Below are 16,691 nucleotides of genomic sequence, written 5' to 3'. Positions count from 1 at the left end.
TTATTTTCCGTCTGCGTTGGGTTGCGGCATCAGGAAATGCCCCGAAGCCTGTGCAAAAAGCCGCGCGTGATTGTCCTGCCAAGCCTCAACCCGAACCGAGGCATACCGACGTCCCGACCGGCTGATGAACGCGCGTGCATAGGCGTCCCGCGGCAGACCAGACCGCAGGTAATCAACGGTAAAATCGACAGTTTTTGGAAAGCGTACCTTTTCGTAATCAGCGATATCGCTAGCATCCAGCTCTCCGCTTTCGATCTTCGGCAACAAGAAATCCCAGCTAAGGGTAATGACGGCCGTGACTTCCAGAAACGCCGCTGTGACACCGCCGTGCAACGCGGGCAGTAACGGGTTACCGATCAGCTTCTTGTCGAAGTTCAGCACACCGGTCAGCTCATCACCGCGGCGGTCAAAGCCGATGTCGAGGAACCGGATGTAAGGCACACCATCGACAATCGCATTCAGTGCCGCATCCCGGCGCTGTTTCACGACCTGGACGGGTTCGGGACGAGAACGCGCCATTACAGACCCTCCACTGTGAATGACCCTGCAGCCGTGGCCACTGGAAGACCTTGGTCTTCGTCCATCGCCGTAGCGCGGACAAAGGCGACGTTCCGCGTAATATGATAGCAGGTCGCCTGGGTTGTAATGGTCTGCCCTGGTGTTGCGGCCCGCATGTAGTCGATCCTGAGGTCAATCGTCGCCGTACCGCCGGGAGCTGACGGATGACTCATGACAGCGGCGCCACAGCAGGTATCCAACGCAGCGAAAACGGCGCCGCCATGGATCACCCCGGTGCGCGGATCGCCAACAAGCTCTTTGCTGTAGGGCATTGTTATACCCGCTTCGCCATTTCCGATTGAGGTCAGTTTAAGACCCAGCGCCTTTGCATGCGGGATCGCCTCGATGAACTGGCGCGCAATTGCGGCTTTGTCGACCATGTACTTGAATCCGTTCTTTTGGTTTATCCCTTTATGAGCCCGTGTCCGCCAAAAGAGCAAGCCCGCCGGTTGCGCTTGCCGCTGACAAAACATAGTCTGCGCCAGAGGAGATCAGGAATGTCCGACAACCGTTTGTCATTCAAAGAGATGTGCACCGAGTTCGATGTGACTCCGCGTACCCTGCGCTACTATGAATACATCGAATTGCTGCAACCTGACCGAGAAGGCAGGTCGCGATATTATGGTCCGCGGGAATGCGCACGCATGACTTTGATCCTGCGTGGCCGCAAATATGGGTTCTCGCTGGAAGATATCCGCCAGTGGCTGTTGATCTATGAAAACGAGGGCAACGAGGTTCAGATGCGTGCTTTTGTCGACGTCGCCGACAAGCAGATCGTCGAACTGAACCAGCAAAAGCAGCAACTGGATGAGGCAATTGATGCCCTGACCCAGATGCGCGACCAGACGGCCAAATCACTCAAGTGATTCCGCCGGCGTGCCGTCGCACACCCAAAAAATGACGCGAGCTCCGCAATTTCCGGGCGCACCTTAGTGCGTGCCGGGCTGCACCTTCGAGTTTGACACATCCAAATTCCGTTACGTTAAACGCTAAAAAGTCAGCAATCCGCGACTTGACGCATGCGGAAGTTACGTAAACTTATTTTGTGACGCAGCGTTCACATTACGTGAACGTCATCTACGTGTTGTAACGTGCGCATCGACTGCGCACCTGACTTTCATAGACGCCAGTGACGAGAGTGCTAAGACCATGACCGAAGATCTGATGACCATCCGCGAAATGTGCGAGACATATGATGTCACACCCCGCACTTTACGGTTCTACGAGGCCAAAGAGCTTTTGTTTCCAATCCGTGAGGGCCAGAAACGGCTGTTCACCAAAAGCGACCGCGCACGCCTGAAACTGATCCTGCGCGGCAAGCGCTTTGGCTTCAGCCTTGAAGAAATCCGCCAGCTTCTGGACCTGTATCATGTGGGCGACCAACAGCTGACACAGATGTCCCGCACCTATGAGATTGCGTGCGAACGTCTGGAGGACATGGAAGCGCGTCGTGAGGAACTGACGCAGGCGATCGACGACCTGAAAGAACAGTTGCGCTGGGGCGAGAAAGTAATCGCCTCGATGAAACAAGACAAAAAGGCTGCCGAGTAACCCCCCTCGCCTGCCTGCCACCCGGACATATGAATTAAAGGGAGCTTCACATGCCCGTCTACAACGCGCCAACCAAAGACACGCAGTTCATTCTGCACAATGTTCTGAAAATCTCGGACTCTGACGTTCCGGGGTACAGCGAACTCGAAGCCGATTTCACCGGCGCTGTTTTGGAAGAAGCAGGCAAGGTCGCCACCAACGTGTTGCACCCGCTGAACGTGGTCGGGGATACCGAAGGATGCCGTTTGGAAAATGGTATCGTTTATACCCCCACCGGTTTCAAAGACGCCTTCGAGCAGATGAAAGAAGGTGGCTGGACTGGTCTCGACATGCCAGAAGAGTATGGCGGCCAGAACATGCCTTACGTCCTGGGTACGGCTGTTGGCGAAATGTTCTCTGCCGCGAACCAGGCATTCGTAATGTACCAGGGCCTGACGCACGGCGCGGCGTCGGCGATTTTGGCACACGGAACCGACGAGCAGAAGAATAAGTACCTGCCGAACATGGTCAGCTGTGAATGGACCGGCACGATGAACCTGACCGAACCGCATTGCGGTACCGATCTGGGCCTGATGCGCACCAAGGCGGAACCGCAGGGCGACGGCAGCTACAAAATCTCTGGTCAGAAGATCTTTATCTCGTCCGGTGATCACGACATGGCCGATAACATCATCCACCTGGTTCTGGCCAAGATCCCCGGAGGACCCGAGGGCATCAAAGGTGTGTCACTCTTCATCGTGCCCAAGTTCATCGTGAACGAAGACGGCACACCGGGTGAGCGTAACGGTGTTTCGGTCGGAAAGATCGAAGAAAAGATGGGCATCCACGGCAACTCGACCTGCGTCATGAACTATGACGAAGCCACCGGCTGGCTGCTGGGCGACGAGCACAAAGGCATGCGTGCCATGTTCACCATGATGAACGAAGCACGTCTGGGTGTGGGCATGCAGGGCCTGTCGCAGGCCGAGGCTGCGTACCAGAATGCCGTCGAATACGCCAAGGACCGCCTGCAGGGTCGTGATGTGACTGGTGCAAAGAACCCGGACGGCCCCGCCGATCCGCTGATCGTGCACCCCGACATCCGCCGCAACCTGATGGATCAGAAAAGCTTCACCGAAGGTGCACGTGCATTCATTCTTTGGGGCGCGACTATGATCGACAAGGCGCATCGTTCGGGTGACAAAGATGCGGACGGCCTGATCTCGTTGCTGACCCCGGTCATCAAAGGCTTCCTGACGGATGAAGGTTACGACATGACCGTGCAGGCTCAGCAGGTTTATGGTGGCCACGGCTACATCGAGGAATGGGGCATGTCACAGTACACCCGCGACGCCCGCATCGCGATGATCTACGAAGGTGCCAATGGCGTTCAGGCGCTGGACCTTGTCGGCCGTAAACTGGCACAGGATGGCGGCAAGCATGTCATGGCTTTCTTTGAAATGGTCAAATCCTTCTGCAAGGAAAACGGTGGCAAGGACGAAGCCTATGACAAAGCGTTCATCGAACCGCTGAAAGCGGCGTCCAAAGACCTTCAGTCCGCTGGCATGTACTTCATGCAGGAAGGCATGAAGAACCCAAACAACGCACTGTCAGGCTCCTACGACTTCATGCACATGTTCGGCCATGTCTGCCTGGGTCTGATGTGGGCGCAGATGGCCAAAGCCGCTCAGGAATCTCTGGACGGTGGTGCCTCGGACAAAGAGTTCTACGAGACCAAGATCAACACCGGTCGTTTCTACATGGCGCGCCGCCTGCCCGCGACTGCGATGCACCTGTCGCGCATCCAGACGGGCGCGGATACGGTCATGGCTCTGGACGCAGCGAACTTCTGATCACAGTCTGGGTCCGGGTAACATTGCCCGGACCCAACTTACCGGAGGAACCACATGCCAAAACGTTTTCGACTGACCCGCCGCTTTCCCGTCGCAATGACCGAGGACGGGTATCGCAAGCTCAAAGCATTCGCACGTGAGGCTGGATTAGACGAAGGAGAGGCACTGTCGTTTTTGTTCGAGAATTTCAACAGCGTGATCAACGAGGACAACCTGACCCACCGCCTGCGTATCTTCAATTCAGAACTGGATGATCGCAAACGGTAAAAACATCAGCCACCTTCAATCAGGTGGGCGTGTTTTCAGAAAGACAAACCCCAATGGCGCTTAGCCTTATGGTTCGTCTTTCTCGAAATACGCGAAATTCGACTTCGCACCATGCGCCTTGGGAGGGGCGATCACATGACCATCAAGCTTCATTGCTTCGGAGAAAGCGGAAACAGTTACAAGGCTGCGCTGGCGCTGGAAATGTCCGGGCTGGAGTGGGAACCGGTCTTTGTCGACTTCTTCAAAGGTGTAACTCGCACGCCCGAGTTTCGCGCCGAAGTGAATGAAATGGGCGAAGCACCTGTCCTGATCAATGGTGATTTCCGCACGAGCCAGTCTGGCGCCATTCAGACCTATGTGACTGAGAAGTCAGGTAAGTTCGGTGGCAAGAACCGGGAAGAGAATTACGATGTTCTGCGCTGGGTGCTGTGGGACAATCACAAACTCAGCTCGATGGCCGGCCTGACCCGCTTCCTGATCAATTTCCTGCCGGAACAGCACCGCAATCCCGATGTGATCGCTTTCAATCAAGGGCGCCTGAAGGCCGCTTACCAAGTGTTGAACGATCATCTGAACGGCCGCGACTGGATTGTTGGCGACGATGTCACGAACGCCGATCTCAGCTGCTGCAGCTATCTGTATTACCCCGAACCATTCGGCTTTGACCGCGCCGACTGGCCCCATATCGACGCCTGGCTGTCTCGCTTGTCCGAGCAGCCTGGCTGGAAACACCCCTATGACCTGATGCCCGGCAACCCGTCGGATCGAGCTTGAGGAGAAGACCCATGACCGAAGCATATATCTATGACGCCCTGCGCACCCCGCGCGGCAAGGGCCGCAAGGATGGCAGCCTGCACGAGGTAACCTCGGTGCGCCTGTCCGCCCTGACCCTGAACGCGATGAAAGAGCGTAACAACCTCGAAGGCCACGCCGTTGAGGACGTGATCTGGGGCAACGTCACCCAAGTTATGGAGCAAGGCGGCTGTCTTGCGCGCTCGGCTGTTCTGGCCTCTGATCTGGATCAATCGATCCCCGGTCTCGCAATCAACCGTTTCTGCGCCTCAGGCATGGAAGCTGTGAACCTCGCGGCGAACCAGGTCAAAGGCGGCGCAGGTGAGGCTTACATCGCAGGTGGCGTCGAAATGATGGGCCGCGTTGCCATGGGCAGCGATGGTGCTGCAATTGCCGTTGACCCCTCGCTGGCGATGGATACCTATTTCGTTCCGCAGGGCATCTCGGCCGACATCATTGCTACCGAGTACGGTTTCTCCCGTGATGACGCCGACGCTCTGGCGGTTGAATCGCAAAAACGCGCCGCAGAAGCATGGGCGGACAACCGGTTCGAAAAGTCGGTCATCACCGTTAAAGACCAGAACGGCCTGACCATTCTGGACCGCGACGAATACATGCGCCCCGGCACTGACATGCAGAGCCTCGGAGCCCTGAACCCTTCCTTCCAAATGATGGGCGAGCAGATGCCCGGCTTCGACAAAGTTGCGATGCTGAAGTACCCGCATCTTGAACGCGTGAACCACATCCACCATGCCGGCAACAGCTCAGGCATTGTGGACGGTGCGGCGGCTGTTCTGATCGGCAACAAGGAATTTGGTGAGAAGTACGGCCTCAAGCCGCGCGCGCGCATCAAGGCAACCGCCAAGATTGGCACCGACCCGACCATCATGCTGACCGGCCCTGTTCCGGTGACCGAGAAGATCCTGGCCGACAACGGCATGAAGATCGGCGATCTGGACCTGTTCGAAGTCAACGAAGCCTTCGCCTCGGTCGTGCTGCGCTTCCAACAGGCGTTTGACGTGGATCCGGCGCTGGTCAACCCCAATGGTGGCTCGATCGCGATGGGTCACCCGCTGGGCGCAACCGGAGCGATGATCATCGGCACGCTGCTGGATGAGCTGGAGCGTCAGGACAAAGAAACCGGTCTGGCCACGCTTTGCATTGCATCCGGCATGGGTGCGGCAACCATTATCGAGCGGGTCTGATGCCCAAGCTGGATCTCTCTCAGATCCCGTTTCAGGGCGGCTCGGCCTATCCCGGCAAACTGGCCGAGGCGACCGCGGGTCGTTTTGTGCAGCGTGTGGGTGATGCAGGCGGACTTTCCCAATACGGGGTCAACATCGTGCGGCTTGAGCCGCAGGGCATGTCTTCGCTGCGCCATTACCATATGGAGCAGGACGAATTTGCTATCATGCTCAGCGGCACCTGCGTGCTGATCGATGACGATGGTGAGCATGAGATGCAGCCCGGCGATTGCGCCGCTTGGCCCGCAGGTGAGGCCAATGGTCACCACCTTGTGAACAAAACCGATGCGCCCGCGACCTTTCTGGTAGTGGGCACACGGACCCCGACCGAGACCGGCTATTACAGCGACATAGACATGATGGTGAAGGATGACGAGAACGGATTCGCCTTCACCCGCAAGGATGGCAGCCCGCTGACGGCTGACCAGATTGGAGATGACAATGACTGATTTCACTCTGAGCAAAGACGCAGACGGCGTCGCCATTATTACCTGGGACGTGCCCGGGAAAACCATGAACGTGATGTCCTTTGATGGGCTGGCGCAACTGAGCGATTGCATTGATCAGGCGCTGGCGGATGAAGATGTCAAAGGCATCGTCATCACGTCAGGCAAGGAAGGGTCATTTGCTGGGGGCATGGACCTGAACCTGTTGGCAGTGATGAAGGAACAGGCGGGCGACAACCCGGCAAAAGGTCTGTTCGAGGGCACGATGCAAATGCACGCCCTGCTGCGCAAGATCGAGATGGCGGGCATGGATCCCAAGACCAAGAAGGGCGGCAAGCCGATTGCTACCGTTCTGCCCGGCACTGCAGCGGGCATCGGTATGGAATTGCCGCTGTCCACGCACCGCATCTTTGCGGCCGAAAACCCCAAGGCGAAATACGGCCTGCCCGAGATCATGGTTGGCATCTTCCCCGGCGCGGGCGGCACCACCCGGATGGTCCGCAAGGTTGGCGCGATTGCCGCCGCTCCTCTGCTGCTGGAAGGCAAAATGCTGGACGTCAAGAAAGCCAAGGGCGCGGGTTATATTGACGAGATCGCAGCCGACCCGATGGCCGCAGCCAAGGAATGGGTACTGAACGCCAAGGACGCAGACATCGTCAAGCCGTGGGATGCGAAAGGTTATAAGATGCCCGGCGGCGCGCCTTACCACCCCGCTGGCTTCATGAACTTCGTTGGTGCATCGGCGATGGTAAACGGCAAGACCCAAGGCGCATTCCCTGCGGCCAAAGCTCTGCTGAGCGCGGTCTACGAGGGCGCGCTTGTCGATTTCGACACTGCCCTTAAGATCGAGGCGCGTTGGTTCACCTCAGTTCTGATGAATCCATCCTCGGGTGCGATGATCCGTTCGCTGTTCCTGAACAAGGAAGCGCTGGAAAAAGGCGCTGTGCGTCCTGCCGGTGTTCCGGATCAGTCGGTCAAAAAGATCGGCGTTCTGGGTGCAGGCATGATGGGTGCCGGTATCGCGCTCGTGTCGGCGCAAGCCGGTATGGAAGTGGTTCTAGTAGACCGCGACCAGGAAGCAGCGGACAAGGGCAAGGCCTATACCGAGAGCTACCTGGACAAAGGTATGAAGCGCGGCAAGGTCACGGCTGAGAAAAAAGAAGCCATGCTGGCCCGCATCACCGCGACCCCGGATCTGGACAACCTCAAAGGCTGTGATCTGATCATCGAAGCCGTCTTCGAGGACGTGGGCGTCAAGGCCGAGATGACCAAGAAGGTCGAGGCGATCATCCCCGAGGACTGCATCTTTGCGTCGAACACCTCGACCCTGCCGATCACCGATCTGGCCAAGGCATCCGTGCGCCCAGATCAGTTCATCGGCATCCACTTCTTCTCGCCGGTCGAGAAGATGTTCCTGGTCGAGATCATCAAAGGCAAGGAAACCGGTGATCGCGCGGTGGCCAAGGCGCTGGACTACGTCCGCCAGATCCGCAAGACGCCGATCGTGGTCAACGATGCGCGCTTTTTCTATGCCAACCGTTGCATCATTCCTTACATCAACGAAGGTCTGCGCATGATCACCGAGGGCGTCAGCCCAGTGTTGATCGACAACGCCGCGCGTCAGTTGGGCTTCCCCGTTGGGCCAATCCAGTTGAACGATGAGACCTCGATTGATCTGGGTGCCAAGATTGCTCGCGCAACCAAAGCCGCGATGGGCGATGCCTATCCGGAAAACCCGGGCGACGATCTGATCTTCTGGATGGAGGAAGAGGGTCGTCTGGGGCGCAAAGCAAACGCGGGCTTCTTTGACTACGACGAAAAGGGCAAGCGCACCGAATACTGGAAAGGCTTGCAAGAGAAATACCCGCATGCAGAAGACCAGCCCGATCTGATCGAAGTTCAGGAACGTCTGATGTTCGCTCAGGTTTTGGAAGCGGTCCGCGCGCTCGAAGAAGGCGTTCTGGAAGATATCCGCGAAGGTGACGTGGGCGCGATCCTTGGTTGGGGCTTTGCCCCTTGGTCAGGTGGGCCGCTCAGCTGGCTGGACATCATCGGTACGCCCTACGCGGCCGAGCGCTGTGATCAGCTGGCTGCGCAGTATGGCGAACGCTTCGCTTGCCCGCCGCTGCTGCGCGAGATGGCCGACAAAGGTCAGAGCTTCTATGGCCGCTTTGATCCCGAAGCGAAGGCTGCTTAAAAAATTGACGCTGGTGCGGGAAACCGCGCCAGCGCCATTCTTTAACTAATGATCTTTAACCAATGACTTTAAAAAATTAGAATATCGGAGCAGGCCGTCCCGGCCTACCAGGGCGACGCGCGCCTTTTACAGGCCGCACCGGAAATATCGGGTGCTCCATGATCGGTGCCGGTACTGCGCCCAGTGAATTCGCCAGAACAGCAATGTCCCTGCAATGCGCGACCATATCGATTAGATCTTCGGTCCGCTCTGCATCGACCACCTTATATGAGGCGTTTGCTGGCCGGCTGTTCGACCCGAAGCGTCCCGCAGGACAGAAGGCCCGCAGTCCACCCTCAATATAAATCACTTCGTCTTGTTCAAAGAACAGCGAACAAACCTCAAACAGAAGCGACGGCGCGCTGGACGATAGCCGGAACGTACCACTAAGTACCCGTGCAGGCACGACAGGCATGCTGATGGGCAGTGTGATTGGACCGCTGTTGAATTTGGTGTTGTCCAATGCGACGCCCTGCTCTGGCATCAACCAAACCGGGGCTCCATTATACAAAGTGTTTGATGGCACCCGTACGGGCAAGTTTTCCGGTTTCGTTTCACTGGCCGGGATTGCGATGCAATCCGTCGAAACCCGCGAGACAGCCTTGAACCCGTTGTCCAATGTTCGGATCAAATCACCGGCTTGAAGGTTTTCAACTGTTTGCCATCCCCGATCTGTCGAGATCTTTGTACCGTGGACAAAACCGCCACGACGCGCATTCAGCGAAACCGTAGGGTTGTTCCGCATTTCATGGCTCGGAACGTCTTCATAACTCAGAACACTCTGTACTTTTAACACGTGTCGCACCCACTTCTGACACAAAACAACTACTCATAACGGCTAGCACAACATAAGCATGGGCGACTTAATTTAGACACATTACGGCCCGATTTGGGCTCTTAAAGCAGTGAAAAACAACATTTCCCTGAACAACACCGCGCAAAAATGCAAAATTGGCATAATTTTGGAAACTATGATCAACATTTTCAATAACCCGTAGCGTCGAATCTGTTCGAAACCCTGACTGAAACCGCTTGGGCGGCGTAGTGCCAATCGGTCTCTGGACTGAATGATCCGTGCAGGCCCACCCAAACTAACTATTGGCAACAGGAATTGGCTAAGTCGGTTCTGGCCGGGCAGCCTCGCGTCCGGCACGCCACCCCAACAGGGCACCGGCAACGGCAATTAAACCAATACCGCCGATCTGCATGGGCCCAATCGCCTGTCCAAAGGCCGCGAACGCGAACAACGGGCCAAAGATCATGACCGAGTACTCAAAGACCGCGACATAAGACGGCTCGCCCACCTGATAGGCCTTGATCAGCATGAATACAGCAATCGTGGAACCGACCGCCTGTATCGCAATCCACGGCAAAGCGGGTCGCATTTGCCAGACCCATCCGCGCGTGGCAAAGCCGTCGGGACCGTCTGGCGAGATCATCGGGAACAGTTCGAGCACCAAAAGGCCGATCGCCCCGGCCGACCCCAACGTTATGATCATTGCGGCCAGCAGCGCGACGGTACTTTCCTCAGAGCAATGGCTGCGCGTGATAACTGCGCTCAGCGCATAGAAAAGACCACCTGCGACGGGCAGTAGACTGCGGGTATCGAAATCATAGGGATCAAGTTGCAGCACGCACAGGATCCCCACAAAACCCAGCAGAACCGCAAGAATTCGCCAGGGACCAATCCGCTGTTTCATTGCAAGGGCTGAGATCAAGAGAACAAAGATCGGCGACGTAAACAAACCCGCCAGCGCCTGCGCAATTGGCATGACAGCAAGCGACGCGAAATAGAACAACATAGCCAGGGTGATCAGCACGCTGCGCAGAATCACCGGACCAAATCGTTTCGGACGCATTTCACCCAGCCCCAAAAGCGACAGGCCAAAAATCAACGGCAACATCAGCAACGCGCGACTCAGATGAAACTGCCAAAGGCCAATTTGTTCAGCCAGCAGGATCACCACATTGTCGATCACCCCAATAATCGCCATCGCGCTGATCATCAGCACCGACGCCAATATGGGTGAGGTCTGATTGTCCGCCTGCATCTTTCGCCTCGGTAGTTCGGTTCGGCGCAAAAGAACGACCCCTTGCGCGCTGTTGTATCCAGCACATTTACCGTAGATGGCGCAACTGGTTTGCGCCCTTGGAAATTACCATGTTAAGCTGAGACAAAATAATAACGAGCAAACCTCACCTTGATGACGGCTCTGAAACAGTTCCAGCGGATCGAAGCCACCGGTCTGTGGCGCCCCTCGCCCGACGTGCAGAGGCGAGAGGTCGTAGTGTCGATTGGCGAAGCTACGCTGACGATTTCGGATTTCAACGACCGGGCCCTGACCCATTGGTCTCTGGCTGCGCTGGAGCGTCAGAATCCCGGAAGCTATCCCGCCATCTTCAACCCGGATGGCGACCCGGACGAGACGCTCGAGCTGGAAGAATCTGAAACCACAATGATCGCAGCCATTGATCGATTGCAAAAAGCGATTGACCGGTCGCGCCCGCATCCCGGACGTTTGCGCTGGTTGAGTGTTGCGGGTGTAGTGGCTGCAGTTGCCGCGCTATTGCTGCTCTGGGTTCCCGTCGCGTTGCAAAGCCACGTCGTTTCCGTTGTACCCGAGATTAAGCGATACGACATCGGGGACGCGATCCTGCACCGGATCGAACGGGTTTCGGGGGTCGCGTGTACATCAGAGGATGCGCAAGCCGCGTTGGACCAACTGGCGACCCGAACCGGAGTGCGTGAGGTCGTGATCCTACCCGCTGGAGTGCAAACCAGCCTTAGCTTGCCCGGTGGGATCATTCTGCTGAACCGCTCTTTGGTTGAAGATCACGAAGACCCGTCCGTAGCTGCCGGTTACATCATCGCCGAACGCGCGCGGGCCGCCGCAAAGGATCCTTTGGATGAAGTGCTGGACCGAACCGGACCAACCACGGCGTTCCGACTGCTAACGACTGGAGAGCTGACGCCCCAGATCGTTGACAGTTATAGCGAACAGGTCCTGTCAGAACCGCGCCCGTCCATATCCGATCAGGAATTGCTAGAAGTGTTCGCGCAGGCGGCGCTGCCGTCAACGCCATATGCCTATGCGGTGGATGTTACCGGAGAAACCACTCTGGGCCTGATCGAGGCCGACCCGATGGCCGGGCGCCCTCTATCACAAGTGCTGCCGGACCGCGATTGGGTCCGACTTCAGAATATCTGTGGCGAATAGACCGATTACTTTGTCCCAAACATCCGGTCACCGGCATCGCCCAGACCCGGCATGATATAGCCCTTAGAATTCAATTCACGGTCCAGAGACGCGGTGACAATGTTCACGTCGGGATGCGCCTCTTTCATGCGGGCGACACCTTCGGGCGCGGCCAACAGGCAGAGAAAACGAATATCGGTCGCCCCGGCCGCTTTCAGCAGATCAATCGCCGCGGCCGAGCTGTTGCCGGTTGCCAGCATCGGATCAACCGCAATGACCAGACGATCCTTCAAACCCTCCGGCGCTTTGAAATAGTATTGCACAGGCTTCAGCGTTTCTTCATCCCGGTAGAGGCCAACAAAGCCCACACGCGCCGATGGGACCAGTTCCAGCACCCCGTCGAGCATCCCATTGCCCGCCCTCAGGATCGACACCAGCGCCAGCTTCTTACCGGCCAGAATGGGCGCGTCCATCTCCTCCATCGGTGTCTCGATGTGGCGGGTGGTCAGCTTGAGTTCGCGTGTGACTTCATAGGCCAGCAACAACGTGATCTCACGCAGCAACTGCCTGAACACGGCGGTCGAGGTGCCTTTGTCCCGCATGAGCGTCAGTTTGTGCTGCACCAGCGGGTGATCAACGACGGTCAGGTGTTCGCTCATGTTCTCTCCAGTCTTTTCTTAACCCGTTCGCGGGTTTCATCATCGCAGAACGCCGCGTTAAGGGCGGTGTCGTTCAGTGCTGCAAAATCTTCGGCGTCCCAGCCAAAGGCCTGATTCAGCATCTCATATTCACGCCGCATGGTGGTATGGAAAAACGGCGGATCGTCAGTGGATACTGTGACCCTCACACCGTGATCGCGCAACCGGGCAATCGGATGTGCAGAAAAATCGGGGAACAGGCCCAGAACCACGTTCGAGCCAGGGCAGACCTCGAGCGTGACGTCACGATCGACAAGTTCCCGGATCAGGTCGTCGTCCTCGATGGCCCGAACGCCGTGACCGACCCGTTCAACACCGAGGTCCCGAACAGCATCGCGAACGCTTTCGGGGCCGCCAAATTCTCCGGCGTGGGTGGTCAGGCTCAGCCCTGCTTCGCGAGCGCAGTCAAAGGCCCATTTAAAATCGCCCTGCGTGCCGACGCCTTCGTTTCCGCCCATTCCAAATCCGGTGATCCAGTCACCCGCAGTCTCGGCGGCGCAATGCGCGCTTTGTTTTGCCTGCTCGGGCCCGAAATGACGAACACAGGTGACAACCCCGCGCAAAGTAATGTCGAACTTGCGCTCGGCCTCATCCGCGGCGTCTTGAATCGCATTCAAATAGTCGCGCCAGGCGTGCACGTCCCCGCCACCGCAGAAATCAGGGCTTAGGAAGGTTTCCGAATAGACCACCCCGTTCTGAGCGCTTTCTTCCAGAATGGCCAAGGTCAGGCGACGGAAATCCTCGGGCGATTTGAGCACCTCGCAGGCCGCCTCATACACGCTGAGGAAATGGGCGAAATCACGGAAGTCATAGCTTCCATCCGCTTTGAAAATTCCGCTAAGGTCGATGCGCTTTTCATGCGCAAGCTGACGGATGAAATCAGGCGGCGCTGCACCTTCATGGTGTAGGTGCAGTTCGATCTTGGGGAGGTCTGCGACGGTCATAGAAAACTCTTTCCCGGCCCTTGTGCCGGAACATTCAGGTGGTGTGCGATACTGGCGGCGACATCGGCAAAATCTACGGCCCCGATTTGCCCGGCCCCCCGGCCAGCAACAAGAACGGGCACCTGCTCGCGCGTGTGGTCGGTTCCGATCCAGCTGGGGTCATTGCCATGATCGGCGGTCAATAACATCAGATCTCCAGGACGCAACCTGTTCAGGATCGTCCCGATTTCACGGTCGAACCATTCAAGGGCGCGCGCATAACCGCTGATATCCCGGCGATGGCCATAAAGACTGTCGAACTCAACAAAATTGGCAAAGATCAGGCTACCCTCTTCGGCCTCATTGACCAGATCGGACAGGTGCCTCATCAACTCGGCATCTGAGCCTTTGCGCAATGTGTCGATCCCCTGCATCGAGAAGATGTCGCCGATCTTACCCACCGCGTGGACCCGACGTTCTGCATCCTGCACCCAGTTGGTCAGTACGGGTGCTGGGGGCAGGATCGCAAAATCCTTACGATTGGTGGTGCGGGTAAAGCCCTGTTCGGCTGAACCAACAAAAGGTCGCGCGATGACACGCCCCACTTTCATGTCATGCAAACGCGGGGCAAGCGCCTTGCACATGTCCAGCAGGCGGTCGAGACCAAAGCTTTCCTCATGCGCGGCGATCTGGAACACGCTGTCGGCCGATGTATAGCAGATCGGCCAGCCGGTCCGCATATGCTCGGCCCCCAATTCGGCAATGATGGTCGTGCCCGAGGCGTGGCAGTCGCCCAGTATATCGTCTGTACCGGCGGCCTCAGCCGCAGCGCGACGCAATTCGGCAGGGAAAGCATGCGTCGTATCGGGGAAGTAATGCCAATCCCACGGCACCGGCAATCCGGCCAGCTCCCAATGGCCCGAAGGCGTATCCTTGCCCGGCGAATACTCGCGTGCGCTGCCCCAGAGCCCAGCCGGCTCGGCATCCAATCCCGGTGTTGTGGCCCCCGATGCCAACCGCGTTGCGGCCCCTAGCCCAAGCGCATCTAAGCTTGGCAGGTGCAGCGGACCTGAGCGCCCCTTTTCGGCGCACCCCTCGGCACAGGCCTGTGCAATATGCGCCAGCGTATTTGCGCCAGTATCCGGTATCTCGCCATTGAAGAACCGATCGGCATCCGGCGCACCCCCGATACCGACCGAGTCCATCACCACCAAGAACGCGCGGGTCACGGCGTGATCCTTTCGTGGATGAGTATAGGTTCCATCGGGGCGTCGTCACTAATTGCAATCGCCTTCAAAACGGCATCTGCGGCCTGTCGCGCAGCGTCTTCGCGCGCGGCATGAACCACGGCCAGTGGTGCACCCTTCTCGACTTTGTCGCCCAGACGAACGATGCCGGACAACCCAACCGCCGGGTCGATCACGTCATCTTCGACCTGTCGTCCGCCGCCCAGTGCAACAACGGTCAAGCCCAGCGCTTCGCCGTCAATCGCAGTAACGTGTCCGTTGGTCGGTGCTGTGACCTCAAGGATCACGCTGGCCTCTGGAAGGTAGCGGGACCAGTTGTCGACGAACTGCAAAGGCGCGCCCACAGCCGCCATCATGCGCCCAAAGCGTTCAGCCGCGCGACCATCGCGGATGACATCTGTGATCTTGTCGCGCCCTTCCTCGGCGGTTGCAAACATCCCCGCATCCACTAGCAGAACTCCACCCAACTCGGCCGAAATTTCAGCCAGGGGCGCGTAGTGGTCTTTCGTCATGACTTTCATCACCTCGGCCACTTCCAGTGCATTCCCCAGCGCAGGAGCCAAAGGTTGGTGCATATCGGTGATCACCGCTGAGGTCCGGCAACCTGCCGCATTCGCAGTTTCCGAAAGGGCGCGCGCCAGTTTGCGCGCGTCGTCCAGCGTTTTCATGAACGCCCCGCTGCCGACTTTGACGTCCAGCACCAAAGCCTCGGGGCTGGCGGCCAGTTTCTTGGACAAGATCGAGGCTGTGATCAGGTCCAGGCTTTCAACGGTCGCCGTCACGTCGCGGATCGCATAAAGGCGTTTGTCCGCAGGGGCGATCTGTCCCGTGGCCCCGACAATAGCCGCACCCGTTTCCCGCAGAATTTGCGTCAGGCGATCCTGACCGATCTGAGTGCTGACACCGGGAATGGACTCGAGCTTGTCCAGTGTCCCACCGGTATGACCCAGCCCCCGACCCGAGATCATGGGAACGTATGCTCCCAACTCGGCCAGTGCAGGTGCAAGCACAAGGCTTACGCTGTCCCCCACGCCGCCGGTCGAGTGTTTGTCGATGACCGGGCCATCGAAATCCCAGTTCAGCACATCGCCGCTGTCACGCATGGCGGTCGTCAAATCGGCGCGTCCCTGCGCCCCCAATCCGCCCATGCAAACGGCCATGGCAAAAGCGCCCGCTTGCGCGTCGCTGACACCGCCATCTGCCAAACCTTGCGCGAACCAGCTTAGCTCATCGCCAGTCGGCACTTCGTTCCTACGCAGTTTTGCAATGATCGAACGGGCGTCCATGAGGTCACACGTCCTCCATATGGGAGGCGTCGAATGCGCCCGGCAGCAATTGTCCAATCGTGGTTTCGAACTCGGCGCCGTCAACGGTCGCAAGGGTCACCTTGACGTCCCGCTTGCCAAATTCGGCCAGTTTCTGTCTGCACCCGCCACATGGGGGAACGGGTTGCGGGCTTGAGGCGACGACATAAACCTCGGACAGTTCCTGTTCGCCCGCGGCCACCATCGCGGCGATTGCCCCGGCCTCGGCACAGGTGCCTTCGGGATAAGCCACGTTTTCCACGTTGCAGCCCGAGAATACCTCGCCGTTGGCAGACCGGATTGCGGCCCCAACTTTGAAGTTGGAATAAGGCGCATACGCATTTTCCCGGACAGACAGAGCTGCATCTTTCAAAGTCATGACGAATCCCCATTTTT

General features: G+C 57.8%; 18 protein-coding genes. 9 read left to right on the top strand and 9 right to left on the bottom strand.

Annotation, left to right across the window (positions count from 1 at the left end; all coding sequences use genetic code 11):
* Complete coding sequence (locus ACR0AK_RS04220) at positions 1–519, bottom strand: PaaI family thioesterase (protein ID WP_480792467.1); 519 nt, start codon at positions 517–519, stop codon at positions 1–3.
* Positions 519–938, bottom strand: coding sequence for a PaaI family thioesterase (locus ACR0AK_RS04215; RefSeq protein WP_480792466.1), 420 nt, complete (start codon positions 936–938; stop codon positions 519–521). Before ACR0AK_RS04215 ends, ACR0AK_RS04220 begins: the two co-directional genes overlap by 1 nt.
* A gap of 117 nt (positions 939–1,055) precedes the next feature.
* Here ACR0AK_RS04215 and ACR0AK_RS04210 point away from each other — a divergent pair, with 117 nt between their 5' ends.
* The 8 genes from ACR0AK_RS04210 (at position 1,056) to ACR0AK_RS04175 (ending at position 8,887) form a co-directional block, all read left to right on the top strand.
* Positions 1,056–1,424 (top strand): MerR family transcriptional regulator, encoded by a 369-nt coding sequence (locus ACR0AK_RS04210; protein WP_170560897.1) that lies wholly within the window; start codon positions 1,056–1,058, stop codon positions 1,422–1,424.
* A gap of 283 nt (positions 1,425–1,707) precedes the next feature.
* Entirely contained in the window at positions 1,708–2,109 is a 402-nt protein-coding gene (locus tag ACR0AK_RS04205) for a MerR family transcriptional regulator (protein WP_170560898.1), read from the top strand.
* A gap of 50 nt (positions 2,110–2,159) precedes the next feature.
* A complete protein-coding gene (locus tag ACR0AK_RS04200; protein ID WP_480792465.1) occupies positions 2,160–3,941 on the top strand; it encodes an acyl-CoA dehydrogenase C-terminal domain-containing protein in 1,782 nt (593 codons plus the stop codon).
* Between the two features lie 54 nt (positions 3,942–3,995).
* Complete coding sequence (locus ACR0AK_RS04195; protein WP_170417753.1) at positions 3,996–4,208, top strand: hypothetical protein; 213 nt, start codon at positions 3,996–3,998, stop codon at positions 4,206–4,208.
* A 135-nt stretch (positions 4,209–4,343) separates the two neighbouring features.
* The gene (locus ACR0AK_RS04190) at positions 4,344–4,982 is read left to right on the top strand and encodes a glutathione S-transferase family protein (protein ID WP_480792464.1); all 639 of its coding nucleotides are present in this window, start codon (positions 4,344–4,346) and stop codon (positions 4,980–4,982) included.
* Between the two features lie 11 nt (positions 4,983–4,993).
* Entirely contained in the window at positions 4,994–6,205 is a 1,212-nt protein-coding gene (locus ACR0AK_RS04185) for an acetyl-CoA C-acetyltransferase (RefSeq protein WP_170560901.1), read from the top strand.
* A complete protein-coding gene (locus tag ACR0AK_RS04180; protein WP_170560902.1) occupies positions 6,205–6,693 on the top strand; it encodes a cupin domain-containing protein in 489 nt (162 codons plus the stop codon). The genes ACR0AK_RS04185 and ACR0AK_RS04180 overlap by 1 nt, the downstream gene beginning before the upstream one ends.
* Positions 6,686–8,887 (top strand): 3-hydroxyacyl-CoA dehydrogenase NAD-binding domain-containing protein, encoded by a 2,202-nt coding sequence (locus tag ACR0AK_RS04175; protein WP_480792463.1) that lies wholly within the window; start codon positions 6,686–6,688, stop codon positions 8,885–8,887. Before ACR0AK_RS04180 ends, ACR0AK_RS04175 begins: the two co-directional genes overlap by 8 nt.
* A 76-nt stretch (positions 8,888–8,963) precedes the next feature.
* Here ACR0AK_RS04175 and ACR0AK_RS04170 read toward each other — a convergent pair whose 3' ends face one another.
* The gene (locus tag ACR0AK_RS04170; protein ID WP_480792462.1) at positions 8,964–9,722 is read right to left on the bottom strand and encodes a Hint domain-containing protein; all 759 of its coding nucleotides are present in this window, start codon (positions 9,720–9,722) and stop codon (positions 8,964–8,966) included.
* A gap of 319 nt (positions 9,723–10,041) precedes the next feature.
* Entirely contained in the window at positions 10,042–10,977 is a 936-nt protein-coding gene (locus ACR0AK_RS04165; protein WP_480792461.1) for a DMT family transporter, read from the bottom strand.
* Between the two features lie 153 nt (positions 10,978–11,130).
* Here ACR0AK_RS04165 and ACR0AK_RS04160 point away from each other — a divergent pair, with 153 nt between their 5' ends.
* Positions 11,131–12,144: a hypothetical protein gene (locus tag ACR0AK_RS04160; RefSeq protein WP_170560905.1), complete on the top strand. Its 1,014-nt coding sequence runs from the start codon at positions 11,131–11,133 to the stop codon at positions 12,142–12,144.
* Positions 12,145–12,149: 5 nt separating this feature from the next.
* On the opposite strand, the gene upp is transcribed toward ACR0AK_RS04160, so the two are convergent.
* From upp to ACR0AK_RS04135, 5 genes are read right to left on the bottom strand one after another with little or no spacing between them, the layout of a single operon-like run.
* Complete coding sequence (upp, locus tag ACR0AK_RS04155) at positions 12,150–12,782, bottom strand: uracil phosphoribosyltransferase (RefSeq protein WP_480792460.1); 633 nt, start codon at positions 12,780–12,782, stop codon at positions 12,150–12,152.
* On the bottom strand, positions 12,779–13,765 hold the full coding sequence (locus ACR0AK_RS04150) for an adenosine deaminase (RefSeq protein ID WP_480792459.1): 987 nt from the start codon (positions 13,763–13,765) through the stop codon (positions 12,779–12,781). The genes upp and ACR0AK_RS04150 overlap by 4 nt, the downstream gene beginning before the upstream one ends.
* Positions 13,762–14,973, bottom strand: coding sequence for a phosphopentomutase (locus ACR0AK_RS04145; protein WP_480792458.1), 1,212 nt, complete (start codon positions 14,971–14,973; stop codon positions 13,762–13,764). The genes ACR0AK_RS04150 and ACR0AK_RS04145 overlap by 4 nt, the downstream gene beginning before the upstream one ends.
* Complete coding sequence (locus ACR0AK_RS04140) at positions 14,970–16,277, bottom strand: thymidine phosphorylase (RefSeq protein WP_480792457.1); 1,308 nt, start codon at positions 16,275–16,277, stop codon at positions 14,970–14,972. Before ACR0AK_RS04140 ends, ACR0AK_RS04145 begins: the two co-directional genes overlap by 4 nt.
* A 4-nt stretch (positions 16,278–16,281) precedes the next feature.
* Positions 16,282–16,674: a cytidine deaminase gene (locus tag ACR0AK_RS04135; RefSeq protein WP_170560909.1), complete on the bottom strand. Its 393-nt coding sequence runs from the start codon at positions 16,672–16,674 to the stop codon at positions 16,282–16,284.
* Positions 16,675–16,691: the final 17 nt, after the last annotated feature.

It is taken from the genome of Ruegeria sp. BI12 (genome assembly GCF_056537985.1).
This window is presented reverse-complemented; position numbering and strand designations above follow the sequence as displayed.